This is a genomic window from Thalassospira sp. MIT121401 (genome assembly GCF_047125595.1).
Taxonomy (GTDB): Bacteria; Pseudomonadota; Alphaproteobacteria; order Rhodospirillales; family Thalassospiraceae; genus Thalassospira; species Thalassospira povalilytica.
In genome coordinates, this window is the sequence record NZ_CP138926.1 from 2,308,365 (window position 1) to 2,333,493 (window position 25,129).

At 55.0% G+C, this 25,129-nt stretch carries 24 protein-coding genes; 13 read left to right on the forward strand and 11 right to left on the reverse strand.

What is annotated here, in order from left to right; translation table 11 throughout:
• Nucleotides 1-4 precede the first annotated feature (4 nt).
• A complete protein-coding gene (locus tag SIB88_RS10575; RefSeq protein WP_412558027.1) occupies nucleotides 5-1,576 on the reverse strand; it encodes a hypothetical protein in 1,572 nt (523 codons plus the stop codon).
• Nucleotides 1,577-1,742: 166 nt separating this feature from the next.
• Here SIB88_RS10575 and SIB88_RS10580 point away from each other — a divergent pair, with 166 nt between their 5' ends.
• Together SIB88_RS10580 and SIB88_RS10585 are read left to right on the forward strand one after the other, a co-directional pair.
• Nucleotides 1,743-2,888, forward strand: coding sequence for a patatin-like phospholipase family protein (locus SIB88_RS10580; protein WP_412558028.1), 1,146 nt, complete (start codon nucleotides 1,743-1,745; stop codon nucleotides 2,886-2,888).
• Nucleotides 2,889-3,048: 160 nt separating this feature from the next.
• Complete coding sequence (locus SIB88_RS10585) at nucleotides 3,049-3,600, forward strand: sugar O-acetyltransferase (RefSeq protein ID WP_412558029.1); 552 nt, start codon at nucleotides 3,049-3,051, stop codon at nucleotides 3,598-3,600.
• Between the two features lie 110 nt (nucleotides 3,601-3,710).
• On the opposite strand, the gene SIB88_RS10590 is transcribed toward SIB88_RS10585, so the two are convergent.
• Together SIB88_RS10590 and SIB88_RS10595 are read right to left on the reverse strand one after the other, a co-directional pair.
• Nucleotides 3,711-4,244, reverse strand: coding sequence for a cytochrome b/b6 domain-containing protein (locus tag SIB88_RS10590; RefSeq protein WP_412558030.1), 534 nt, complete (start codon nucleotides 4,242-4,244; stop codon nucleotides 3,711-3,713).
• Nucleotides 4,245-4,343: 99 nt separating this feature from the next.
• A complete protein-coding gene (locus SIB88_RS10595) occupies nucleotides 4,344-4,655 on the reverse strand; it encodes a PepSY domain-containing protein (RefSeq protein ID WP_068518068.1) in 312 nt (103 codons plus the stop codon).
• A 245-nt stretch (nucleotides 4,656-4,900) separates the two neighbouring features.
• Between SIB88_RS10595 and SIB88_RS10600 the strand changes: the two genes are divergently transcribed.
• Nucleotides 4,901-5,569 carry a response regulator transcription factor gene (locus SIB88_RS10600; protein ID WP_412558031.1) on the forward strand — a complete coding sequence of 223 codons (669 nt, stop codon included), beginning with the start codon at nucleotides 4,901-4,903 and terminating at the stop codon, nucleotides 5,567-5,569.
• A gap of 12 nt (nucleotides 5,570-5,581) precedes the next feature.
• The gene (locus tag SIB88_RS10605; RefSeq protein ID WP_412558032.1) at nucleotides 5,582-6,973 is read left to right on the forward strand and encodes an ATP-binding protein; all 1,392 of its coding nucleotides are present in this window, start codon (nucleotides 5,582-5,584) and stop codon (nucleotides 6,971-6,973) included.
• 87 nt (nucleotides 6,974-7,060) lie between these two features.
• On the opposite strand, the gene SIB88_RS10610 is transcribed toward SIB88_RS10605, so the two are convergent.
• Complete coding sequence (locus tag SIB88_RS10610) at nucleotides 7,061-8,251, reverse strand: FAD-dependent oxidoreductase (RefSeq protein WP_412558033.1); 1,191 nt, start codon at nucleotides 8,249-8,251, stop codon at nucleotides 7,061-7,063.
• 454 nt (nucleotides 8,252-8,705) lie between these two features.
• On the opposite strand from SIB88_RS10610, the gene SIB88_RS10615 reads away from it, so the two are divergent.
• Entirely contained in the window at nucleotides 8,706-9,032 is a 327-nt protein-coding gene (locus tag SIB88_RS10615; RefSeq protein ID WP_101246413.1) for a DMT family transporter, read from the forward strand.
• On the opposite strand, the gene SIB88_RS10620 is transcribed toward SIB88_RS10615, so the two are convergent.
• Nucleotides 9,029-9,940, reverse strand: a complete 912-nt coding sequence (locus SIB88_RS10620; protein ID WP_412558034.1) for an NAD-dependent epimerase/dehydratase family protein — start codon at nucleotides 9,938-9,940, stop codon at nucleotides 9,029-9,031. The two genes, SIB88_RS10615 and SIB88_RS10620, sit on opposite strands and share 4 nt — an antisense overlap.
• A gap of 163 nt (nucleotides 9,941-10,103) precedes the next feature.
• Complete coding sequence (locus SIB88_RS10625; RefSeq protein WP_228195955.1) at nucleotides 10,104-10,568, reverse strand: RidA family protein; 465 nt, start codon at nucleotides 10,566-10,568, stop codon at nucleotides 10,104-10,106.
• Nucleotides 10,569-10,859: 291 nt separating this feature from the next.
• Between SIB88_RS10625 and SIB88_RS10630 the strand changes: the two genes are divergently transcribed.
• From SIB88_RS10630 to SIB88_RS10640, 3 genes are all read left to right on the forward strand, one after another.
• The gene (locus SIB88_RS10630) at nucleotides 10,860-11,759 is read left to right on the forward strand and encodes a DMT family transporter (RefSeq protein ID WP_114112569.1); all 900 of its coding nucleotides are present in this window, start codon (nucleotides 10,860-10,862) and stop codon (nucleotides 11,757-11,759) included.
• A gap of 157 nt (nucleotides 11,760-11,916) precedes the next feature.
• Entirely contained in the window at nucleotides 11,917-13,644 is a 1,728-nt protein-coding gene (locus SIB88_RS10635; RefSeq protein ID WP_412558035.1) for a phosphoethanolamine transferase, read from the forward strand.
• Between the two features lie 96 nt (nucleotides 13,645-13,740).
• Nucleotides 13,741-14,361, forward strand: a complete 621-nt coding sequence (locus tag SIB88_RS10640; RefSeq protein ID WP_101245973.1) for a TetR/AcrR family transcriptional regulator — start codon at nucleotides 13,741-13,743, stop codon at nucleotides 14,359-14,361.
• Nucleotides 14,362-14,367: 6 nt separating this feature from the next.
• Here the strand turns inward: SIB88_RS10640 and SIB88_RS10645 are convergent, their stop codons facing one another.
• Nucleotides 14,368-14,790, reverse strand: a complete 423-nt coding sequence (locus SIB88_RS10645; protein ID WP_412559409.1) for a secondary thiamine-phosphate synthase enzyme YjbQ — start codon at nucleotides 14,788-14,790, stop codon at nucleotides 14,368-14,370.
• Between the two features lie 169 nt (nucleotides 14,791-14,959).
• Between SIB88_RS10645 and SIB88_RS10650 the strand changes: the two genes are divergently transcribed.
• From SIB88_RS10650 to SIB88_RS10665, 4 genes are all read left to right on the forward strand, one after another.
• On the forward strand, nucleotides 14,960-15,322 hold the full coding sequence (locus tag SIB88_RS10650; RefSeq protein WP_068518059.1) for a hypothetical protein: 363 nt from the start codon (nucleotides 14,960-14,962) through the stop codon (nucleotides 15,320-15,322).
• A 140-nt stretch (nucleotides 15,323-15,462) separates the two neighbouring features.
• Complete coding sequence (locus SIB88_RS10655; RefSeq protein ID WP_412558036.1) at nucleotides 15,463-16,029, forward strand: plastocyanin/azurin family copper-binding protein; 567 nt, start codon at nucleotides 15,463-15,465, stop codon at nucleotides 16,027-16,029.
• Between the two features lie 83 nt (nucleotides 16,030-16,112).
• Complete coding sequence (locus tag SIB88_RS10660; protein ID WP_412558037.1) at nucleotides 16,113-17,951, forward strand: copper resistance system multicopper oxidase; 1,839 nt, start codon at nucleotides 16,113-16,115, stop codon at nucleotides 17,949-17,951.
• A 6-nt stretch (nucleotides 17,952-17,957) separates the two neighbouring features.
• A complete protein-coding gene (locus SIB88_RS10665) occupies nucleotides 17,958-18,683 on the forward strand; it encodes a copper resistance protein B (protein WP_412558038.1) in 726 nt (241 codons plus the stop codon).
• 83 nt (nucleotides 18,684-18,766) lie between these two features.
• Here the strand turns inward: SIB88_RS10665 and SIB88_RS10670 are convergent, their stop codons facing one another.
• A complete protein-coding gene (locus SIB88_RS10670; RefSeq protein WP_412558039.1) occupies nucleotides 18,767-19,615 on the reverse strand; it encodes a DODA-type extradiol aromatic ring-opening family dioxygenase in 849 nt (282 codons plus the stop codon).
• 306 nt (nucleotides 19,616-19,921) lie between these two features.
• On the opposite strand from SIB88_RS10670, the gene SIB88_RS10675 reads away from it, so the two are divergent.
• Nucleotides 19,922-20,974 (forward strand): helix-turn-helix domain-containing protein, encoded by a 1,053-nt coding sequence (locus tag SIB88_RS10675; protein WP_412558040.1) that lies wholly within the window; start codon nucleotides 19,922-19,924, stop codon nucleotides 20,972-20,974.
• 912 nt (nucleotides 20,975-21,886) lie between these two features.
• Here SIB88_RS10675 and SIB88_RS10680 read toward each other — a convergent pair.
• The 3 genes from SIB88_RS10680 to SIB88_RS10690 form a co-directional block, all read right to left on the reverse strand.
• Nucleotides 21,887-22,246: a hypothetical protein gene (locus tag SIB88_RS10680; protein WP_114100004.1), complete on the reverse strand. Its 360-nt coding sequence runs from the start codon at nucleotides 22,244-22,246 to the stop codon at nucleotides 21,887-21,889.
• A gap of 111 nt (nucleotides 22,247-22,357) precedes the next feature.
• Entirely contained in the window at nucleotides 22,358-24,163 is a 1,806-nt protein-coding gene (locus SIB88_RS10685) for a hypothetical protein (RefSeq protein ID WP_114100003.1), read from the reverse strand.
• The gene (locus SIB88_RS10690; protein WP_147252105.1) at nucleotides 24,160-24,924 is read right to left on the reverse strand and encodes a hypothetical protein; all 765 of its coding nucleotides are present in this window, start codon (nucleotides 24,922-24,924) and stop codon (nucleotides 24,160-24,162) included. Before SIB88_RS10690 ends, SIB88_RS10685 begins: the two co-directional genes overlap by 4 nt.
• Nucleotides 24,925-25,129 lie beyond the last annotated feature (205 nt).

Consider the following 25,129-nt stretch of genomic DNA (forward strand, 5'->3'; position numbering starts at 1 on the left):
AGGATCACTGCGCCGCTAAGGCAGCCTGGGCTTCCTCAAGGGCCTTTTGGGCCTTGATGCGTTCGAGCAGGGCATTTAGCAGTTCTGTCTCGCTGTTGATTTGTGCGGTGCTTTCGCCTGTCGGGTCGGGTTGGCCTTCGGCGATCGCGGCCTGCAATGCGTTGCGTGCTTCGACCTCCTGTTTTTCAAGTTTCAGGTCTTCAAGTTCGGCAGTTCGACGAAGTTCCTTGAAGGCCAAAGCATTATCGACAGCGTCATCAAGAACACCTGCAATCTTTTCAAGGGAAGCCGTTTTTTCATCATAGCTGAATGTTTCCAGCATGCCCTTGTCTGAGAATGTCGCGGCCAGAACATTATCCTGCCCAACGCCATTTTTCAGAGGCAAGACAGCAAGAACACCAAGTTGCGGAACATCGAGAAACTCGTTCAAAAGCAGGCCTTCTTCGGGAATGCTCAGACAGGTTGTGCTCAAAGCGGAACTTGTCATGCAAGAACGCAGATAGGCCTTCGCCGGGACACGATAATAGACACCCTGTCTGTCAGAACTGCAATCCCAACTCCCGTCACTGCAATTTCCGGCGGTTGGGCCAGTGCTTGTGACCTTTGATATTTCGGTGAGGACAGCAAGCTGTTCAGGCAGTTCAGCAAGGGACGTTGTGGTCACTTGTGCCTTCAAACCGTCGTTTGCCAGCGTGAATGAACCATCCCTCAAAAGCTTGGAAATCGGTGGCGCAGGCATGCGGGTTCGGGTTGACGTCTCGGTTCCTTGTTTCGGCCACGTGTCAGAAACCTTGATCGTCAAGGCAGCGTCTATTTTTGCCAGCAGTTTTTGAGTTCCAGCCAGTGCCTTTTCCGCAGCCAGGCTGTCTTTCAAAGCGGTTTCAAGCGCCTGGACGGCCTGATCGCTGGGTTTGGCAGATGCTTCTACAACCGCACGTGCTTTTTCAAGTGCCTGTGTTTTAACAAGTAATGTTGCCGTTTCTGTCTGTTGCTTGCTGCTGGTTGAGCTCCGCTTGATCATTAGTTGCTCTGCGTAGGGAGTACATATGACACCGCCAACGTCTGTAGACTTGGTTTTGTCTAATGGCATAACGCCTGAAAAACCGGAGGCCAGCTGGACGATTTTGAAGCCGGTTTTGATCGCAGACTTTGCAACTTCGGTGGTGCGATCCGTGACGCCTGCATTGATGCTTTTGAGTGTGCCGTTTTCGTGCAAATCCACTTTCAAAGTCGAGGTTTTGGTCGGACCTGACATGTCTTCATAGTTCAGGATATAGAGCTTGTCCGGGTCGGGGGTTATGTTTTCCTTTGCGGTCTGTTTGATTTCAAAATCCGGCGCAAGAAGAATATTTCCTGCTTCTAATGGAATGTCGGCAATCGAGGGATCCGGGCAGCCCGTTATACGGAAGCTTGTTTCGAGCGCGTATTGCACCATTGGAAGGCTATAAAGAACGCCCCCTTGCAGTGCTTCATTTCCGTCGTTGCTTACCAGACCTGATTTTAGCTCGGTGCAACCAGTGATGGTCGCGAGGCCCAGGAAGGCCGGAAGCATATATTTGAAGTGCTGTCGACCCATGAGAGCCCCCTTTGCCGTCTGTTGTAATATTATATTAGTAACTTATGATGATAAATTTATCAACCTAGGATTGTTATGGTCGTTCGTTGCAGGAGAGAAACTGGCAATTTGTGCCGGCTGCGACATATCATGATTGCGGGTTGTGTGATGTGAGGCAGGAGGCGGTATGAGTGCGAAGGGCGCGGATACGGGGACGGATACGGAAACCGAGAAGGGAGCTGATGCCGGGGGTGATGCGCGCATGGATGCGGGGGCTGGTCCGGGTGCCAGTGCGAGTGCCAGTGCGGGCAAAAAGCCGCGCAAGAATATCAGTCTTGCTCTTCAGGGGGGCGGGTCGCACGGGGCGTTTACATGGGGCGTTCTGGACCGGTTGCTTGAGGATGAGGAACTGAGCATCGAGGCGATTTCGGGGACCTCGGCGGGGGCGATGAATGCGGCTGTGGTGACGTCGGGGGTTGCCAGGGGCGGTTATGAAGGGGCACGGGCCGATCTTGAGACTTTCTGGCGTGCGGTGTCCGAAGCCGCGCGGTTCAGCCCGCTGCAACGCAGCCCGATTGATATTCTGTTTGGCAACTGGTCGCTTGAAAACTCGCTGGCCTATATGTGGCTTGATATGAGTGCCAAGATGTTTTCGCCCTATGACCTTAATCCAACTGGCGACAATCCGCTGGCGGCGATCCTGACAGAGGTTGTGGATTTCAAGGCGTTGAACAGTAGTCCGGCCAAGCTTTTTATCACCGCAACCAATGTTGAAACCGGGCAGGGGCGGGTATTTCGCAATCCCGATATTACGGTTGATGTGTTGCTGGCATCGGCCTGTTTGCCGACGATCTACAAGGCGGTCGAGATTGATGGCGTGCCTTATTGGGATGGCGGTTATACCGGCAATCCGAGCCTTGGCCCGCTGGTGCTGGAATGCGGGTCCGATGACACGGTTCTGGTGCAGATCAATCCGGTCAGGCGGCCGGGGGTGCCCAAAACGTCACGTGAAATTGCCAACCGGCTTAATGAGGTTTCATTTAACAGCAGCCTGATGAAAGAGCTGCGGATGATTTCGATCCTGCGCAAGGATGCGCCCGAACATATGTGCGAAGCCGCCAAATGGGGGGCGATGCGCATGCATTGTATCGCCAGTGAAGATATGCTTGATCTTGATCATTCCTCGAAACTCAATGCGGAATGGAGCTTCATGACCATGCTGCGCGATCTCGGGCGGGAGGCGGCAAGCGCGTTTCTGAGCCGCCATCGCCGCGATATCGGTGTCAGGCCGTCGCTTGATCTTGATCTGTTTGCGCCCGATTATACGTCCTGAGATCCTCGGTTGGGCGATTGCACATTGCGCGTGCGGGGCGTAGGCTTGTTCGTCTGCACCAGATACATGGCGCCCGGATATTGGCAGGCCAGAGAAGGCCGTCATGAGACGGCAGTCCAAAGACAAACCGCCAGATAGAACCAACAAAGTGCGACCGGAAATGTCCAAAACCGAATTTGAAAAAATGCAGGCAGGGGAATGGTATAGCTGCCTTGATCCGGAGCTTTCGGCCCTGCGCCGTCGTGCGCTTGAAGCTTGTCACGAGCATAGCGTGCTGTCCCCGGCAGAACGCGGCAATATCGGGCCGTCCTTGCGTGCCCTGTTTGCCGCCTGTGCCGATGATGTGCGGATCGAAGCGCGGTTTCATTGTGCCTACGGCATCAATATCCATCTCGGGCGTGATGTGTTTTTGAATGTTGGGTGCGTGATCCTTGATACCGCACCGGTCCATATCAGCGATCATTCGATGCTGGGCCCGAATGTGCAGATTTACTGTGCGGACCATCATCGTGATCCGCAATTGCGCAAGGAACATCTTGAAGTCGGAAAACCGGTGACGATCGGGGAAAATGTGTGGATCGGCGGCGGGGCGATCATTTTGCCGGGCATTACCATCGGCAATGATGCGATTGTCGGCGCCGGATCGGTGGTGACCCGCGATGTTGCGCCGGGAACCACGGTTGTCGGGAATCCGGCACGGGCCATCGGGTGATCTTCGGATCGTTTTGACTTTTCCCCAAAATCCCCCCCAAAAAAAAGCGGCAGCCAGAAGGGGTTGAGGACCGGCCGCCGCAAGTTTGCAGTATGAGGGAAAGATCGAATTCAGGCGATATCGTCAGACATCGGGCGGCGTTTGCGTCCGGTAAACATGGCGCGGATCAGGTTTTCGTGATGGCGCAGGCTTGCCAGCAGCACACCGCCAATATGCAGCAGAACAAGCGCAAGCAGGCCGTTGGCCAGAAATTCGTGAATATGTTCGAGGGCATCAGAGCCCCAGAAGGCATCGGTGGTATAAAGCCAGCCGGTAAAGGCACAACCGCCCATGGCAAGCAGCAGAGCGATGATCATGGCCGCCCCGGCCGGATTATGGCCGATATAGCGGTGTTCACGACCGCGCGCGATATCGCCAAGATAGCCAAGTGTGGTTGCCGGGCCCTTGATGAACTGGGCAAAGCGGGCATAGTGCGTACCGACCAATCCCCAGACCAGACGGAGCGCAATCAGGCACCCGGCAGCATAACCGGCCCAGTGATGAAGGGCGTGCCATTCATCGGCGGTGATCCAGGCGATCAGGAAGCTTGTTGCCAATCCCCAGTGAAACAGGCGGATGAACGGATCCCAGACCTTGATCGACATGATGGTTCCTTTCAGACAGACAGAAAGCGTTTCCGGCGACGCGGGGGACTATTGGCGCCGCCAGAAACACCCGGATATGGCAACAACTGACTTTGGGGATCAGTCGTCTTCGCCATCCTGTTTGACGATCACGAAAGATGCCGGATCGAAATAGGCTTCGATTTTCTTGCCGTCGCTGTCGATGGCGTAAACTTCAAAGCAGCCTTCGTCTTCCTTGATCTTGCGAACGTCCCAGCCTTCGCCGGTCAGCTTGGCCTTGAGTTCATCGGTGGTTTTCCATTCCGATTTCGGAACCTTGCAGTAATCCTCGTCGGCAAAGGCCGCGGTCGAGGAAAGTGACGCGACCGCCCCGGCCAGAAGGGCCGTGATGGCAACGGCAAAAAGGGCGGTTGGGAAAACAGTTCTTTTCATGGGCATAATCCTTCATAACTGTGGGACGCGGATCCGGCAGAGGGAACGATGCAGGAATTCCGGCGGACGCAGGCGATGTGACGGACATTTCCGGGATGTGCCGTGTCAACGATGCGCCGAACAGGAACAAGAATGACGGTGTTTCCTGACAGCCAACTGAAGGCGCACTGTGCGTTGTTCAGGTTGCTGTCAGGACAGGGGCATAGCCAGACGGTTTGGTTCAATAACGGTCTGGTGCAGATATCGTGGATGGAAAATCGTTGCGAATTCTTCTGGTCGAAGACGAGATCATGCTGGGCGAGGCAGTGCGCGATCATTTGCTGGCCAGTGGCGAGGCGGTGGATCACAGCGAAAATGTCACCGATGCCGAGATCATGATGCGCACCACCAATTATGATGTGCTGTTGCTTGACCTTAATTTGCCAGATGGCAGCGGGCTTGATCTTTTGCGCGGGCTCAGGCGGCGCGGATCGGCCATTCCCTGTATCATTCTGACCGCGCAGGATCAGATTTCCGACCGGATTGCCGGGCTGAATGCCGGGGCGGATGACTATCTGGTCAAGCCGTTTGATCTGAATGAATTATCGGCCCGTCTGGCCGCGGTTGCGCGGCGTTATAGCGGCAATCCCAATCCGTTTGTCACCCTTGATGGCGGGGTCGAGGTTGACCTTGCCGGGCGGACCGTTCTGGTGGACGGGGTGCAGACCGATCTGACATCGCGCGAATGGGCGTTGCTTGACCAGATGGTGCGCCGCCCCGGTCAGACATTGTCAAAACGCCAGCTTGAAGAAGCGCTTTATGAATTCGGGGCGGAAATTGAAAGCAATACGGTCGAGGTCTATGTCAGCCGGGTGCGCCGCAAGCTTGGACGCGATGTGATCAAGACCGTGCGCGGTGTGGGTTATCGGGTATAGGGCGGGGCCGGCATGATGAAAATCAAGCAGCAAAACAGCCTGCAATTCATCCTGACCAAGCGGCTGACGATCATTGTCGCGCTGTGCTGGATCGCAGGGTCGGTTCTTGCGGCCTATAGCATGTATCACGAACTCGAAGAGGCCGCCGATACCGGGCTTGTTGAAACAGCCCGGCGGGGTTCGACCCTTATGCGGTTTTATTTCGATGCCCATTGGGACGGATCATCCATGGTGGTGATGCCAACCCCGGCCGATCAAGTGGCAAGCACCGATAATGACGGGGACGAGGAAAATGTTGCCGATTACCTGCTTTATCAGTTGCGGGCCGCCAACGGGGATGTGTTGTTGCGGTCGCATAATGCCATGGCCGCACCGTTTGCTGCCCCGGTAGCGGTCGGGTTTTATCAGGATAACGATTTCCGGATTTATACCGCCCGCAGTGGCGACGGGCAGCTTTACATGCAGGTGGCAGAGCCGCTTGAGCATCGCCACGAAGCAATCCTTGAAAGTGTTGCGGCACAGTTTTTGCCGATTGCGCTTCTGATCCCGACGGTGATTATCGGGATTATCCTTGGCGTGCGTCAGGGGCTTAGGCCGGTACAACGGGTGCGTGACGAGATCGAGGCGCGCGGCGAAGGCAACCTGACGCCGATCGAACAGGAAGAAGCCCCCGAAGAAATCACCACCATCGTATCGGCGGTCAACAGCCTGATGGGCAAGCTTGAGGCAGCGCTGAATGTCGAGCGCAGCTTTACCGCCAACAGCGCCCATGAATTGCGTACCCCGATTGCCGCAGCCCTGGCACAGACCCAGCGGCTTGTGCTTGAACTGCCCGAAGGACATGAAAGCCGCAAGCGCGCCCTTCAGACCGAGGCATCGCTTAAACGGTTGTCGCGGCTGGCCGAAAAGCTTTTGCAGCTGGCGCGGGCCGAAGCGGGCGGCGGTTTTAGCCCGACCGGGCATGATCAGAAGCTTGGATCGACGCTTTTGCTGGTGATTGATGATCTGATGCGTGCGGGAATTGATGGTGGTGATATCGTCTATGACAGCGATGCGGTGGCAACGCTCGAGGCCAATATCGACCATGATGCCTTTGCCATCTGTTTGCGCAATCTGATTGAAAATGCGCTCAGACACGGGGCAAAGGACCAGCCGGTCGAGATTACGGTCACAGACCGCCACATCATCCGGGTGGCCAATGGCGGACCGGCGATCGCCGCAGGCAATCTTGATGATCTTAAAACCCGGTTCAAACGGTCCCATAACAGTGGGGACGGGGCGGGGCTTGGGCTTGCCATCGTTGATGCGATTGTCCGCAATACACGGTCCGAGCTGAAGCTTTATTCGCCGCGTCCGGGCAAGACGGACGGTTTCATGGCGGAATTGATCCTGCATCAAAGCTGAACGCAAAAAGGCCGCCCGAAGGTGGCCTTTGCGTTATTGGTATCGTGATATCCGCGAAAAGCGCGCAAAGCGCGAAGATGGTGCGGGCTATTTGCCGACCCCGACCTTGATGGCCAGTTTGCGAAGCGGGCTGATGCGGTTGATTGCCGACAGGCCCGCCAGACGCAGGTCGCGCAACGGTTTGGGTTCAAGCATCGATGCGCGATTCAGGATATCGATACCGCCGACCCGCATCACGGTTTTGGGCAACTGGCGGCGTTCATAGGATTTCAGAAGCGGGGTTTCGCCGATATCCTTGCCGTGCAGCTTGGCCTTTGCCATCAGTTCGGCCAGGGTTTCGATGTCATGCAGGCTCATATTCAACCCTTGTGCGCCAATCGGCGGCACGACGTGGGCGGCCTCGGCGATCAGGGCAAGACGGGCGGCAATCAGGCGGGTGGGGATCTGTGCGATCATCGGCCAGACTGCACGCGGGGATGCCACGCTTAGCGGACCAAACAGGTTCATGGTGTCATGGGTGATTTCGGCGGACAATGCATCGTCACTCATGGCATTAAGCTCATCGGCCCGGGCCGCAGGCGTCATCCAGACCACGGACGAGCACGGCTTGCCATCAAGATCAGGCATCGGCACCAGTGTCAGCGGCCCGCCGGTGCGGTGGATTTCGGTCGAGATATTGTCATGCGGCTTGTCATGGGTGACGACAAAGACCAGCGCGCTTTGATCATAGGCCCAGCGTTTGTGTTTGATCCCGGCCATGTCGCGCAAGCTGGAATTGCGGCCATCAGCGGCGATCACGACTTTGGCCCGGACGGTTTCACCATCGGACAGCGTGACTTCGCCAAAACGCGCAGCGCTTTTGAAGCCGGTTACCGTGGTCGAAAACCGGAAATCGACATTTTCAAGTTCGGCCAGACGGGCCATCAGGGCAACGCGGGCCGCCTTGTTTGAAACGTTCCAGCCGAAAAATCCCTGTTTGGTTTCGGCCCCGTCAAAATCGGCGGTTTCGCGCGGTTGCCATTCGGAACCGCCGGCATCGACGATCCGCATGACACGAAGTTCCGCCCCGGTCGGTTTGATCGCATCCCAGACACCGGCCTTTTTCAGGGTTTCGATGCCCGGCTCAAGAAAGGCGGTGGTCCGCAAATCCGTGCCTTCGCCAATATCGGCGGGGGCCGGATCGACAATCACGATCTGATGTCCGTCGGCCGCAAACCGTGCGGCTGCACTCATTCCGGCGATCCCGCCACCAGCAATCAGAATATCGGTTTCGATCATGATCGGTCTTTCCTGTCTTCACGGCAAAATGCAGCGGCCAAAGCCATACATTTGATGTCCGGCAATGTGCCCGTTTGGCGGACTATACGCAATTGTTTTGCCAAATGTCTTGATACAGATCGTCTTGCTATACGCATTGCGCCCGCCATCCGATTGATCGTGCTGGCAGCAGGTGGCAGGAAGGTGCAAGAGGCATCGTATCGGGGACGGGGGTTGTTTGAGGCGTCGGATCAGGGGGGCGGACTGGTGGTGCAGTGTTGCCGTGGTGTTTTGATGCCGTGATGTGGTGCTTGCAAGGGTAGGGTGACAGGAATTGCGGTGGCTCGGTATGGTTCAGGTCGTTCCGGGGGCATGTTGCAGCAGGCATGTGGCGGGCGGGATTGCGCCGGAAGGGCGGATCGGGCATTTTGGGCGGGCGTTTGTTGCCACCACCTTTATGTGCAGGATATTTGCCATGCTCGCCTGGGTCTATTTGATGGGCGCGATCGGTCTTGAAGTGATCGGGACCGTGTCGCTTAAATTTTCCAACGGATTTACCGACCTGAAATTTTCGGTCCTGACGCTTGTGATGTACGGGCTGAGCTTCTGGGTGCTGGCGCTGACCTTGAAGGTTTTGCCGATCAGCACGGCCTATGCGGTGTGGTCGGGGCTTGGCACGGCGGCCGTCGCGATCATTGGCCTGGTGTTTTTCAAGGAGCCGATGACCGCCCTTAAGGGTGTTTTCCTGTTGATGATCATTGGCGGTGTTGTCGGATTAAAGGCGATCAGTTCGGAAAGCTAATCCCGAAATTGCATGCCGATCCGGCGCAGATCATTTTCAAGATCGCAATGAGCCGGATTCCAGCCAAGATCGCTGACGGCCTTTGTCGCGGTCATGGTTTGATGGCGGGCAAGTCCCGCCGCCCAGCGGCCCAGTCGCGAGATGGCGGTTTGCACCGTGATCGCATCAATCTGGCAATCGGGCGTGCCGACACGGCGGGCGATCAGACCGGCCAGTGCACGGTTGGTCAGATCATTGATCGCAACCCCGAAATAGCTTGAACCGCGGGTGGCGTTGCCAAGGGCCAGACAATAAAGATCGGCCAGATCATCGGCATGAACCATCGGCAGGGTCACATCGCCATCACCGATCAGGGTGACGTGGCCCTTGGTACGTGCGGTTTGCAGATCACGGTCAAGAAGCCCGTAATGCCCGTGCCGCCCGGTGGCATAGACACAGCCCGGGTGAATGACGATGCCGTGCAATCGTTCATCGCTCAGCACGCGATCAATGCCGGAGCACATCCATTGAAATTCGGGCAACGGATCAAAGGGGCTGCCTTCATCGATTGACTGTCCGGGCAGGGTTTGCGCAAACAACCAGCTGCCACCGGTATAGAGGAAGCGCACAGGTCCGGGCATGGCGTGCACCGCCGGGATCAGGTGATCAAGCAGGGTGCGGTCGATATCGGTCATGGCATCGGAAAAATCGCAGGCCGCATGAATGACCGCATCAACGGGCGGCAGGGTCGCACACCAGCGGGCGGGATCGGTCAGATCGCCATGGATCGGAACTGCCCCCATCGCGCGCAATCTGGTGCAGGCGGTTTCAGATCGGGCCAGCGCAAAGACCCGGTATTGACGGGAAATCAGGCTGTCAACAAGTGCCGAGCCGATCAGCCCGGTTCCGCCGGTAATGAAAACACGCATCTGAAATTCCTTCCTGTGAGAACAGATTTGGCGATGGTCACAGGCGATGTTTTCCGACCTCAACCACGATTGAGGTCAAGCGGTTTTATCGGGGTAATCAAAATCCGGGCAAACAAAAAAGCCGGGCAAATGCCCGGCTTTAAAATTGTGATCGGCGTTTTGATCAGGCGACTTCGAAAATGCCGTCAATTTCAACCGCAACGCCAAGCGGAAGCGATGCCACACCCACAGCGGAGCGGGCATGTTTGCCGACATCGCCAAATATTTCGACCATGGTGTCAGACGCGCCATTGACGACTTTGGGCTGATCGGTGAATTCCGGGGCGGAATTGACAAAGGCATTGAGTTTGACAACGCGGGTGACTTTATCAAGGTCGCCGATCGCAGCCTTGAGCTGGGCAACCAGGTTGAGCGCGCACAGGCGGGCGGCCTTTTGGCCGTCTTCGACCTGATAATCCTTGCCAAGTTTGCCAACAAATTTCAGTTCGCCATTTTCCATGGTGATCTGACCGGAAATGTGAACCAGATTGTTGGAGACAACATAGGGCACATAATTCGCAACCGGTGCGGTGGCATTGGGCAGGGTGATGCCAAGTTCGGCAAGACGTGCGTCGATTTTACCAGCCATGATTTCCATCCTTCAGACTGTGGTGGCACAGGGTCGGAACCCTCGTTTGAGGCAAACTTACCGATCCTGACCGCCGAACAAAACAGTTTCTTTTGGTTCGTCGGTCATCGGGGATTTATGTCGATGGCAGGGATTGGGCATTGCTGCGGTGCCGCATTTCACCGATAGTTGAGAAAAATCAAATTGTGCCGGGCGGCAAAGCACCGCAAAACTGTATGCACAACAACCGGTGCCGGTGGCAGATGCCGGGCACATGTTTGGAATGAAACCAGTTCGCCAAAGGGGAATTTCATGGCATTGCGCGACCAGATCGGAAATTTGCATGGCGGGTGGCTTGCCCTGATCGGGGTTCTGGTGATTTGCCCGGATGCGCTGTTGATCCGGCTGATTGAAGTCGATGACATGACGGCGTCGTTCTGGCGTCTGGCATTGTTGAGTATTGCGACCCTGATGCTGGCCTTGTGGAAAGGGCAGCGGCGCGGCGAAGGTGTTGTGCAATCGGTCACACCGGGCAGGGCCGAGATCCCGGCAGCCTTGTTTTATTGCGGCACGACGATCTTTTTCATTTTGTCGGTGCGCAATACCGATGCGGCCAATACGCTGGTGATCATTGCCGCAACCCCGCTGATTGCCGGGGTGATGGGGGTCTTCATCTTCAAGCGCGGACAACCGATGCGGACCTGGGTGGCATCCTTTGTCGTGCTGGCGGCACTGGGCATGATTGTCGGGGCCGGGTTTGGCGGCAAGAATGCGCTTGGCGATCTTCTGGCGCTGGGAACGGCGACCTGCATGGCCGGGTTTTTCAACGTGATCGGGGCCAAGCCCGAAATCAATGAAATCAAGGCTATGTTGCTGGGCGCTGTTCTGGGGGCGGTGATTTTGCTGCCAACAGCGGAGCCGTTCACCGTGACCGGCATGGACTGGCTGTGGCTGGCGATGCTGGGCTTTTGGGTGTTGCCGGTATCGTTTCTGTTCATTTCGGCAGGGGCGCGCAAAATACCGGCAGCCGAGGTTGGCCTGATCATGCTGAACGAGGCGATTTTCGGATCGTTTCTGGTGTGGCTGTTTATCGGAGAAGTACCAAGCAACACGACACTGATTTGCGGATCGGTGGTGATCGTGACACTGGTGTTTCACAGCTATCTTGGCATTCGTGAAGTGCGCCGGATGCGGGTTGGTGCATCGGCCTGACCGGGGCGGTTGTTGCCAGCGCACATCTTTCAGGTTGCTGTCAGGTTGGGGCTTTAAATGTTGCGGGGTTGGTCAAGGACCAATCGCCCCGCAGGGCATCTGTTGAGGTGCGCTTTCTGCTGCGGGGTGGATGTGCCCAGATAGCAGGTAGGCCTTTATGCCCCGTTCCCGGTTCGTGCCGAAAATTCCACCGATTGATTATCGTATTGTTCTTGTTGTGCTGGCGGTCTTTTTCACGCTGGTTCTCAATGCCAGGGTGCTTGGTCATTTCTATGACATTCTGGGCGCGCTTGGTGCCTATGACCGCGGATTTGCGATCAGTGCGCCGTTTGTACTGATTTTGGCATCGCTTGTGGTGTTTACGCCGTTTTCGTGGCGCTATCTGTTCAAGCCGTTTTTCGTGGTGCTGATCGCAACAAGTGCGCTTGCCCATTACGGGATGATGAAATACGGCATCGTGTTTGATCGTGGCATGATGGAAAACGTGATCGAAACCAATCAGCTTGAAGCGGCATCCTATTTCAGTGTGCCGGCCCTGTTGTGGTTTGTGGCGACCGGTATCGTGCCGGTATGTGTTCTTTTGATCGTGCCGGTGCGCTATCCGTCGACAGTGTTGCGCGGGGTCGGGCAGCGCATTGTCATGATGCTTGTGCCGCTGGTGTTGCTGGGCGGAATTGGGGGGCTTTATTTCAAGGATTACGCATCGGTCGGGCGCAATAACAAGGTGCTGGGCAAGGAGATCATCCCGTCAAATTTCATCACCGGGACGATCCAGCTGGTCAAGCGGCGCTATCTTTATGCCGATATGCCGTTTCGCAAGATCGGCGAGGATGCACGACTTGTTGCCGCACCGGGGAAGACCAAGCCGACATTGATGTTTCTGGTGATCGGGGAAACCGCGCGGGCGCAAAGTGTGGCGGCCAACGGGTATGATCGACCGACATCACCCTTTACCAGTCAGATTGACGGGCTTCTGGCGTTCCAGAATGTGCAATCCTGTGGCACGGCGACCGCGGTTTCGGTTCCCTGCATGTTTTCGCCGATGGATCATGCCAATTATGACGGCGAAATCGCGCGCCACAGCGAAAGTCTGATGGATGTGTTGCAGCGTGCCGGGGTCAAGGTCCTGTGGAAGGATAATGACGAGGGCTGCAAGGGGGTCTGTGACCGCATTCCAAGCATCGAGATTTCAGCCGATGCGTTTCCCGAAGAATGTGTTCTAGGTACCTGTTATGACGAGGTGATGTTGCGCAACCTTGATCAGCAGGTGGCAGATAAGCCGGTCGATCAGCTTATTGCCTTTCACCTGATGGGCAGCCATGGGCCGACCTATTACAAACGTTATCCCGAGGCCCATCGTGCCTTTGCGCCGGACTGCCCGCGCAGCGATATTGAAAATTGCAGCGCCAGGGAGCTGATCAATACCTATGACAATACGATCCGCTATACCGATTATGTGGTGGCGGAACTGGTGGCGAAGCTTAAATCCTATGAGGATCGCTATAACACCGTGTTGCTTTATGTGTCCGATCACGGCGAATCGCTTGGCGAGGGCGGGCTTTATCTGCATGGCGCGCCCTATATGCTGGCCCCGGATGAACAGACCCATGTGCCGATGATGATGTGGATGTCCGATGGATATCAGACCACGCGCGCGGTCGGGCAGGAGTGCCTTGGTGATCAGGCACAAAATGGCGCGTTTTCCCATGATAATCTGTTTTCAACCGTGCTTGGCGTCATGGGGGTCGAAACCGGGCTTTATCAGCCGGCCAAGGATATTCTGGCGCGCTGTGCTGCGAACGATGCCGACATGGCAGGGCGGCGCGACGGGGCCGTTGAAGCGGCCCTTGCGACGATGTCCGTGGCCGGTCCGCAACGGCAGTAAGGTGCAGGGACAAGGCCCGCAAGGAATTGACAGACGGGGCACTTCGTATTAGTTGAGTGAACTCAGTGAGTTTGCTTGATGAGTTGGAGGGCCCCGATGAGCATTCGGGCAACCAGACGTGAAGAAACCCGTCAGAAGATACTTGAGGCGGCGCGGGGCATCCTTGAAAGCGGTGATTTCGAGGAGGCATCGACGCGCGAAATCGCCAAGCGGGCCGGGGTCGCCGAAGGGACGATTTTTCATCACTTTTCGACCAAGGAAGAACTGATCATCAGCTGTGTGACCACACAGCTGGCCGAAGCCATTGAAAAGGGTCTTTATACGATGGACCCGGAATGGTGCTTTGTGGATAAGTTGATGCATGTGGCGTCATACCGCTTTACCCAGATCGGCCTTCATCCGACACTTTGGAACGTGATCATGCGCCAGTTGACCTTTGCGCCGCGCAAGGGGGCGGTGCATGACATGATGCAGCGCAGCGGCCTGATCAAGGCGATTACCGACCTGATCGAAGAAGCGCAGCTTTCGGGGGAATTGAACCCGGATCTGTCACCGACCCTGATCCGCAAAAGCCTGATGGCGCTGTTTCTGTTTACGATCCACGAACATATGAGCACGCAGAATTTCGACTGCGAAGACATGTGTGCGACGCTGCGCGAATTGATCGAGGTCCAGACAATCGGACTTTGGGCCCGCAAACCCGAATGTGCGGCGTAACCGGCCCTATTCCCCGATCAGATGCAGGATGACGTTGCGCCGATGCGGGGCGTGGCGATGTTCGAACAGATAGATGCCCTGCCAGGTGCCAAGCATGGCAAAGCCATCGGCAACCGGGATGGTAAGGGACACATCAGTCAGGGCCGATTTGATGTGGGCGGGCATGTCATCGGGGCCTTCGCAGGTGTGGCGATAAAGGCTCGGATTTTCCTGAACCAGCCGGCCAAAGAATGTTTCCAGATCAAGACGCACGTCGGGATCGGCATTTTCCTGAATGGTCAGGCTGGCCGATGTGTGGCGGACAAAGACCGTCAGCTGACCACGTGCAATGCCGGTCGAGGCGACCCATGATTGTACCTGATCGGTGATTTCAGTCAGTCCTTGGGTACCGGTTTTGACTTCAAGGGTGCATTGATCCTGACGCAGCATCATTTCATCTTGCCTGTCATTGACGGGAAATTGGTCTGGCGGTGATGGTAGAAGTGCGATCTGTTGCTGACAAGGGGGCTGTCATGTTTGTTGGCGGGTGCAGTAAAAATATCACGTTTTCAGCATGTTATCCGTGCCACAATATTGCCACTTGACGCAAACGGCCGGTGTGAATAACGACCTGGGCGTTAACTTTCGACTGGAAAATCCGTTGCGTTTCATTTCCTGCATGCTTGTGATCCTGATCAGCCTGACAGTTCTGCTGTCGGGGCATGGCACCGTGCAGGCAGGTTCCGGTTCGTCCGGTGACGGGCACCATGTTGTGACAATCGATGTCACCAAACCGGTGTCCCATGATCCGCATTCATCCCATGCCGATATTTGCGGCATGACAGTGTGCGGTCCCTATGCCGAGGAACATGTCAGCACGGCATTGTTCATGCCGGTGGTGACGTCTGTGACCTATTGGGTGCAGGACCGTACCCTTGTTTCCGCCGAGGCGGATGGCAGCTACAAGCCGCCGCGCGCCTGAAAATAATCCCGTTTTAAAGAAAACGCCGTCGTTTGTTTGGCCCGTGTCTGTTTGACCCGTGTCGGGCAAAGCAGCAAGGTTTGCGCATGTCTTCATGCGGCGATGGCAATCATTCTGACGATTATTTTCAGGAGCATGATATGCCCAGTTTCAAGAAATCCCTTATCCGTCACATCGCGGCATCGACCGTTCTTTTGAGCGCGTTTGCCGGTATGCAGGCCCCGGCCTTTGCCGGTGCAGGCCATAGCGGTGGTCATGGCGGGGCTGCGACCGATATTGGTGCGCCCGGCCAGTTGTCCGATGTTCGCCGGACCATCCGGATCGTGATGGAAGACAATTTCTTTGATCAGGAAAAGATCATTGTGCGTGCGGGCGAAACCGTACGCTTCATGATCGATAACAAGGGCGAATTCGTTCACGAATTCAATATCGGCACCGCGGCAATGCATGCAGACCATCAGAAGGAAATGTTCATGATGATGGAGCATGGCGCGCTTGAAGCCGACAAAATCAACATGGCGATGATGGAAATGGACATGGGCAACGGTATGACGATGAAGCATGACGATCCCAACAGTGTCCTGCTTGAGCCGGGCCAAAGTGCCGAAGTGATCTGGACATTCCCCAAGGACACCGAACTTGAATTCGCGTGCAATGTGCCGGGCCACTATGAAAGCGGCATGATGGGCAAAATCCGTCTTCAGTAATCATCATTGATGTGACCGGGGGCGTTCGGGATCGGCTTGTCTGCCATCCCGGGCGTCTGTCCGGCCTTTTCAGGTAATTTGAAATGAAACAACGAATTGTCTTACGCGCCCTGTTGGGTGCGCTGGGGACGGTTATGCTGTCTGCGCCCAGTTTTGCCGCGACCTATGATCTGACGGTCGATTATGTCGAGATCGATACCGGAACCATGAAAACGCGCGGCATCGGATATAACGGGTCATCGCCCGGGCCGACCTTGCAATTCAAGGAAGGCGAGGAGGTGGTGATCAATGTCACCAACAATCTCGATGAAGCAACGTCGATCCACTGGCACGGGTTGATCCTGCCCTATCAGATGGACGGGGTGCCGGGCATCAGTTTCCCCGGCATTGAGCCGGGCGAGACTTTTACCTATCGCATTCCGGTTTCGCAAAGCGGCACCTACTGGTTTCACAGCCATTCGGGTTTTCAGGAACCCGACGGGGCCTATGGGTCGATCATTATCGAGCCGCAAAAGCGCGAACCGTTCAAATTTGATCGTGAATATGTGGTGGTTCTGAAAGACAAGCACCCGCATTCGGGCGAACGCATCCTGCGCAATCTGAAAATGATGCCTGATTATTACAACCGCAATCAGCGCAGCCTTGGCGATTTCATCATGGATGTGCGCAAGAACGGCTTGGGCGCGACACTTTCGGAGCGTGCCGACTGGGGCGCGATGCGCATGATGCCGACCGATATCGAGGATGTGCAGGGCTTTGTCGGCCTGATCAACGGCATGTCGCCCGAACAGAACTGGACGGGGCTGTTCCATCCCGAAGAACGGGTGCGGTTGCGGTTCATCAATGCATCGGCCATGACCTATTTCGATGTGCGGATTCCCGGACTTGAAATGACGGTGGTGCAGGCCGATGGCAATAATGTGCAGCCGGTAAAGGTTGATGAATTCCGCATTGCGGTTGCCGAAACCTATGACGTGATTGTCCAGCCCAAAGACGACGAGGCCTATGCGATCATGGCGGAATCGATGGGGCGTTCGGGATACGGATTTGGCACATTGGCCCCGCATGAGGGCATGCGTGCCGAAATGCCCGAATTGCGCGAGGAAGCGCCGCTTTTGACCATGGCCGATATGGGCATGAACCATGGTGACATGGGGCACGGTGATATGGGCCAAAGTGAGATGGGCAAAGGCGATATGGCCGGTATGGATCACGGCGCAGCACCATCGGGCAATTCGGCGATGGGCAATGCGGCAATGGATCATGGATCGGCCGGGTCGATGCCGGGCATGGATCATTCCGGCATGGCCGGTATGGACCATTCGAATATGACTGCCATGGACCATTCTAAAATGGCGGGCATGAACCATTCAAATATGGCGGGGATGGATCATTCGGCGATGGCGATGGGCAATCGCGCCGATCCGTTTTATGCGGCGGGCAGCGGATTGACGCCCAAGGCGGCAAATGGCGGCAAGTTCCTGTCTTATGCCGATCTCAAGGCGCAAAAGCCGCTTTATGCCGACCGTCCGGCCACGCGCGAGATCGAGCTGCGCCTGACCGGGAATATGGAACGTTATAGCTGGTCGATCAATGGCGTGAAATACGAGGATGCCGAACCGATCCGCCTGAAATACGGCGAACGGGTGCGGTTCAAGTTTGTCAATGAAACCATGATGTCGCACCCGATGCATCTGCATGGCATGTGGTCGATCCTTGATACCGGGCAGGGCAAATGGAACCCGGTCAAGCACACCATCAATATCAATCCCGGCACCACCGTCTATTCCGAGACCGAAGTCGATGAGCCCGGCCAATGGGCGTTTCATTGCCATCTGAGCTATCACATGGCGACGGGCATGTTCCGCAAGGTCGTGGTTGAAGGCGGTCCGGCGGTTGCGACACTGAAGAACGGGAATTGATCCATCATGAAACGACATGATCTGATGATGAAAGGCGGCTTTGTCGCCATGGTGATGGCCGCCGTTCCGGGCACCGGACAGGCCGCAGAAGGGCGGACCTATTACGGGTTCCAGGCCGAGCAGTTTGAATATCGTCTTGGTGACGAGAATGAAAAACGGCTGGTCTGGGATGCGGATGCCTTTTGGGGAACGGACGAGCTCAAATTGCGCTGGCAGGGTGAGGGTGAACGCGACCTTGATGCCGATATCAATGAAGGGCTTGAAAACCGGTTGGTGCTGCAAACCCCGATCAGTGACTTTTTCGATGCCAAGGCGGGGGTCAGGCTTGATACCCCGACGGGCACGGATCGCTGGTACGGGACGATCGGGATCATGGGGCTTGCCCCGCAATGGATCGAAGTTGATGCCGATCTTTTTGTCAGCGAAACCGGGGATGGCAGCGCGCGGCTTGATCTTGAATATGAGGGGCTAATTACCAATCGCGTCATCCTGACCCCGTCGATTGAACTGAATGCTGCCTTTTCCGAGGATCGGGAAATTGAAGTCGGCACAGGGATATCAAGTGCAGAGATCGGATTGCGGTTAAGCTACGATCTGATTGATCGCAGTGTCGCGCCCTATATCGGGGTGTCCTATGAACGCAAATTTGGCGATACCGCCGACTTTGCCAAGGAAGACGGCGAGGATTTCGAGGCGACCTATATCGTCACGGGGCTTCGGTTGATGTTCTAGAAACAAGGGCCGGGAGGATGTCCTTCCGGCCCATTTTATATGTGATGATCAGCAAGGCCCGGCAGATCGGGCGGGTAGCTTGATCAGGCCGCAATGCGGTCCTCGTTCGGTCCATAGAAACGAAGGGCCGTCATGGCAAGATTGCCAAATTCATAGCTGTCATGGATGACATCGGGGGCGAAATCATCGGATGCGGCGCCAAGGGCGACATAGAACGGCATCAGATGGTCGTCTTCGGGATGGGCCATGGCGGCATGGGGCGCAAGGCGGCGATAATCGAGCAGGGCGTCAATATCATGGGCCTTGACCCGGTCGATCATCCAGGTGGTGAATTCGATCGCCCAGGGATCAATCGGGCCCTCGTGACGATCAAGCGCACGCAAATTATGGGTCATCGCCCCGCTTGCCACCACCAGAACGCCAAGATCGCGCAACCCGCGCAATTTTTTGCCCAGTTCAAAATGATCGGCCGGACCGCCATGAGCCAGCATGGAAAGCTGGAAGACCGGGATGTCGGCATTGGGCCTTGCAAGGATCAACGGCATCCAGGCCCCGTGATCAAGACCACGCGCATCGTCGGTGGCACAGCCGATCTGATCGGCAATCTGCCGGGCCAGTGCCGGATCGCCAGCAACGTCATAGTGCAACTGATAAAGGGGCTGCGGGAAGCCATAGAAATCGTGAATGGTTTCCTGACGCGCAGCGGTCGATATGGTCGGTTCAGCTGTTTGCCAGTGGGCAGAAACCATCAGGATGGCGCGCACGCCATCGGTATGACGGCCAAGATTGCCGACAAAGAAATCAAATGCCGGCGTGCTTTGGCGCGCCACCAGCATCGGCGAGCCGTGCGAAATAAAGATCGGGGCCAGATTATGCTGGTCTTGCGGCGCGGATTGATCCGGCCGGGACGGGGAGATCGCGGTGTCAGTCATGGCGGACTACCTTGGTCAGAATTGCATCATTTGCCATGACTATGCGCCGCTGCGGACAACAAGACCAGAGCCGGTTTGGCAACAGTCTGTTGCCAGCAAGCAGGCAGGGGTAAACGGACTGGAGTAAAAAGGCAGGGGCAAACAGGCCGGATTTGCCACCGGTTTGCCGCCGGTTTGCCGTCAGTTTGATGACGGGGGCCGATAATGGCACCATTCACGGTGCGATATAAATGACCGGCGGTCTTGATAATGAAACGGAATTGCATCAATCTGGGCAAGTCATTGTTCCACCGAGGCATATTTTGAATGGACCAGCAGCCGCCACTTGGCAGCCGGATATTGGAAAGATCGGTTTTCTCGCTTGATGCGCTTCCACGCGACCAGCAGTTTGAAGTCTGGAAGGACAGCATCAATTGCGTCTATTCGGTTGATGCCCGTCGGCAGGATCGCAAGGACGGCTTTAGCGCCGATCTGAATTCATGGTGCCACAAGGACATGGTGATGGTGCAGGCGAAAAGCCAACCCCAGAACTTTGTCCGATCCTCCCAGATGGCAGGCCGGGACGGGCTTGACCATTACAATGTGCAGCTTTTTACCAGCGGGCATGTTGCGGCGGAAAAAGGACTTGGCGGCGATACGATTTCCCATGGCGGATTGCTTTTGCTTGATCTGGCCCAGCCCACAGAAGCTCAGACCAGCCATTTCAATTCCCTGCATCTGTTTTTGCCACGCCGGCTTCTGGAAGATCAGCTTAAAAATCCCGATGACCACAATCTGCGTTTTTTGTCGGAACGCGATCCGCTGGTGCGGATCCTGCATGACCAGATTTTGGCGTTGCATCGCCATGTTGATGTTATGAGTGACGAACAGATTGCCGTGATGCAGAAAACCATCGTCATGATGCTAGCTGCCTGCATGAATGATGCATCGGGCATGGGGGCGCAAAATACAGGTTTTCGCCAGGATCTTGATAAACTGGTACGTGCGCGGCGCTATTTGCGGGCCAATATGCTGTCGACGGAATTGACCGCAAGACGTGCGGCATCCGATCTTGGGGTGTCGCGCAGTGTTTTGTATCAGCTGTTTGCGCAATATGGCGGCGTGAACCAGTTTGTGCGCGATATGCGCCTGCGCCATGCGTTGCATTTGCTGAGCGATCCGGCACGGCGCAGCAGTTCGATCTATGACATTGCCCTTGAATGCGGATATGCAACCGATGCCAGTTTTATCCGGGCCTTTCGCGCCAAATATGACGTGACGCCGGGGGATGTGCGGGCCGGATATGTACCGCGTTCGACCAAACCGCAAAATGGTCTGCTGGATCATCGCTATGAAAGCTGGATCCACGGCCTGAGCTGACGGCCATGCACCAGCCATCGTAATTCCAAACACACATACGGGCATTTCCGGTGCCGGGTAAGACCGGTGCGGGCCGGGCTTGTCCGGGTAAAACCTGCTTTGGGCGTCGGAGCGCGGGACTTGAGTTGAAAGCGGGCGAGAGAGCGCGTCTTGTCGTGTCGCGTCGTGGTGATGGCGTGTTCGGTTGGTGTCTTGGGAAGGGATGCCAGAGATGCGGTGCCGGAGATCGGCTTTCCGGGGTGCTGCATGGGAACTGCCATTGGGCGTCTGGCGGGGATTGCCGGTGCTTTGTGTTAACCGTCACTTGTTCTTAGAGTAATCCGGGATATACCGGGATAAGGCGGGACTTAGTGGGATGGCATTGATAATAAACATCTTATGCGGTGTTGCATTGGCCCGCACCCAAAAGGTGTTTGAATCTGGAGTAAAACGGAAAGTCACAGTTTTCGCCAGTTGAAGTTGGAGAAAGTCAGTGCGCACTGAACGGTCTCTAAATCGGCTCTTAATCTAATGTTTGCGCGGGATCAAGGTAGTCGCGGCCATTGTCGGTGGTTCCGGGTTGGGCGAGAGAAGTCGGAACGAACTTTCCCACTTCAGCGATAGTTTCCGAGTTGATCAAAATTTCAATAATTATTGTTATAGTTCAGATGCTTAAACACTGTTGACGAGTGGGTATTTCGGTCGATAACTTTCGCCCAACCCGGAACGAATTTGGGTAAATTACCTGACCATTCATTCGGATTGACAGAAGTTTCGGTTTTACGGTTTAGAACCGCAACCGTAAAGTCTGCTTACTGGTTCTCTCTATGTTTACGGTTCTTTGTATGTAGCTGATATGACTTGTTAAAATTCAGGAAGTTTCATTTTCTGGTGCATGCTGAAGAGTAAATAAAAACTTCTCGTCAGCACAGATTAATGGACACTCTCACCCTTTTTTCCGGCATTGGCCAGAATGCTCTTAGCAAAGTGTGAACGAGGTATCTGAGAGAAGGTTGCCCCCCACATTATCGCCCTTGCTTCGTGGATGATTTCTTCGGCCTCATTCAAGGTCACTGATCCATCCAATGAGTTGGCAATCTGGATGGCCTGCTCTGTTTCTTCGGTTGTCATACCAAGAATTAATGCCTGTTTCGAGGCACCGGAGAATTGTCGCAGCCACAAGTACCGCCGCACATCGTCAAGTACCACATCGGCGATCATCAGAGGAACATCATCTAGTTGTTCCGCTAGATCGACTGCGGCGTCTGCGTAGTTGTGTTCTGCGAAGTCCATTACGATCCTATTGATTTGCCAAGATATGAAAAGGGAAGCCGCCACCACGTGAGAAGCACAATCTACATGGTGGCGGCATTGGGCCAGAAGCTGCCAGTGGCCCAAGGTCGATTAGGCGACTACGGATTTGTAGACCCCGCGATAATCAAGCGCCGTGCCGCCATAGATATGGCGGATTTTGTAAGTCACTTTGTCGTGCGTGAACATTGATCCACTGGTCGGACTGTCTTGAACGAAAATTTCCGGCTCTTCTGTTCCACCCAAGAAACCGAGTTCAATAACGGGAACGTCATTGGTGTCAGTTGACAGGCACCAATCATTCACATCTGTCCAGTACCAAACCGGGATAACGTCAAGGCTGAGAGATTGGATGAAAGTTTTGTCCTGTTCCGTATTTCTACGAAACAGATTGACAGCTTCTTCTTCCAGTTCGTCCGGCACCCAGAGAAAACGCGGCCCGATCCCGATCTTTTCGCCGGAATCCTTCTCTGGCTGACTTTTGATAGCAAGCCTTCCAGCAGCAACCGATGCCGCGTCAAGTGCTGACGTACCCAGATTGTTGTGAGTGGCATGGAACAAGGTAACCCCGTCATAAACGACAGGATTGTTTTTCAGGAAATCCAGAACAAACTTTGACAAAGTTCGCTTGGCTGATCGTACCAATTTTGTCGGGATGCGTTGGACCGCGCCGACATCATCGTTGGTGATCATTTCGAGAGTGAGGTCTTCAGTGCCGCCACGCTTTTCTACCGAGTAGGTGGCTTTTTCGTCGGTTGGAGAGGACAGCGAGGTGTATGGATTTGACTCTAGAACTTTCGGCAAGTCGCCATAGCCACCAAACCGCGTGCGCTCCTGGGCACGGAAGTCATTCACTGGAACAATGCTGACAAGATTTTGCCAAACGTCATAAACGCTGGGATTGTTGTATTCGGCGACAAGACGACGAGAAATACTGTCACCCAGAACATCACCAAAACTCTGACTACCAAGAGATTCCCGAAGCCGTGCCTGATCGCAGTTGCGCAAAATTCCGGAAAAAGTTCGGTCGCCAGTGATATCCAGATAGCACTCGCGGATTGAAATAACTGAACGGTCCGAAGGATCAAAAAACGCATCGAGCATCTTGCTGACCTTTTCATCCCGGCTTTCGAGGATCTGGACGCGGCTATTTGAGTGGTAAGCGTCATCACCCAAGCCTTTAACTTTCCCGCTATCGGATACCGATGCCAAATAGTCGGCCTCTGTATTTATGGCTTCCCGCAAGTCATCGGAGGTCACCTGAGAGGGGGACGAATTTTGGTTGATCAATTTCTGTTTGGCGACCAAAGGCAAGCGAGTGGCATTGACGGTGGCTTTGACGTCTTCATCATTCAGGTATTGCGGGTCCATTTCTTGAGCTCCATTGCTTTCAATCAGGTTGAGGACTTGACCACCGGCACCGGGTTCAACGATCAAATCCACGGAACTAACAGCCGAAAAATCGGTAATGATGCGTGCACGCTGCCGCCCAATTTTGCCGACTGTAGATTTTCCTTTTGCATCTATGGAGAGACCCATTAGGTCGGTCATTTTTCGGTCCCACGCTGACTTCAGCTTTTGGGATTCAGGAGCGGTCGGATCGATCATTTCCAAAGTGCCTTCAATCTGACCGGTGTCAGGAGATTGTCCGTCAGAGAAAGACACATCAACAATTCTACCGATCAAATTGCGAACATCTTTACCTTGGCTCTTCAGATGTTCGTTGTCAGATTTAACAAAAACCCGGACACCCTCAAAAAGAGGTACCGCTTTTTTCAAAGTTTCGTCGGGATAAAAATTCATGTTACCCGACAACCCTGCCCGGATAACCCGCACTTTGAAGCGCCCTTTGTATGCATCTTCTTGCGGTGTCTGCATCGCCATCAGGGTATCGGTCATTTTACAGTATCCTTTTGGAGGATGGCGTGGCCATTTGGTTCGGCAGCGGCTCTAAGTTTTGCCAGAAATTGTACGGGATTTTCCCGGTACGCGATCTGATTGGAAGCCGAAAGGCAGGATATCGCCCGTTTGGTGAGAGGCGTATCTTTCAATATCGAGTTGATGAGGCTCCGCACGCTGCTGCACTTTTCTTGTGGCAAATTGAGCTTAGTCGCGACACGAGCGGCAGTCTGTTCATTGCAATTTGCAATTAAACTTTCGGGGCTGTCAGCATTCCATCCCAGTATTCTTAATAGTTCAGGTGAAATTTGAGGGTGGCGGGTGTCAGGTGTTTCGGGGCGTCCAACCCCGATGTCACGCAATTCAGCGAAGATTTTCCTCACGTAACGTTCAGTGACGTTAAACCGTTGAGCGATTGCCTGCTGAGACAGGTTGCCCTCCATCAGTACTCCGATGATGCGATGTTTCTTACTGGAGACTTCTGGTGATTTCGGGATCAGAATATGACAGCCACCGAAAGCATCAATGAGCTTACGGAAATTATCATCACCAACAGTCAGGGAAATCCTGTGGTCAGCCACAAACTTCTTCGGGATATAGAAACGGTCTGACTGAGGCATCGCATTCACAAATGTGAAGGCCGCATGAAACCCGATAATATCGGCCAATGCCAAAAAAGATTGATGGTAATAGATATCCGGTAAATGGCGCATGTTATTCCGATCCATTTGAATAGACCGGAACATTTCACGGATAGACAAAATGAAAACTCCCGGAACTGTTCCGGGAGATACGCAGCCTTATCATCCATTATTTTTGAAGTATGCTTCAATATTGCAATCTGGTCGGTGCAATATCGTCCAGATGCGACCACTAGATCGTAGCGAGGTTGGGCGTCTCGCCGTGACCAGATTGCACTCTTCGATCCTGATGCTTGACGTTAAGGGATCATAATCCTTCTGGCAA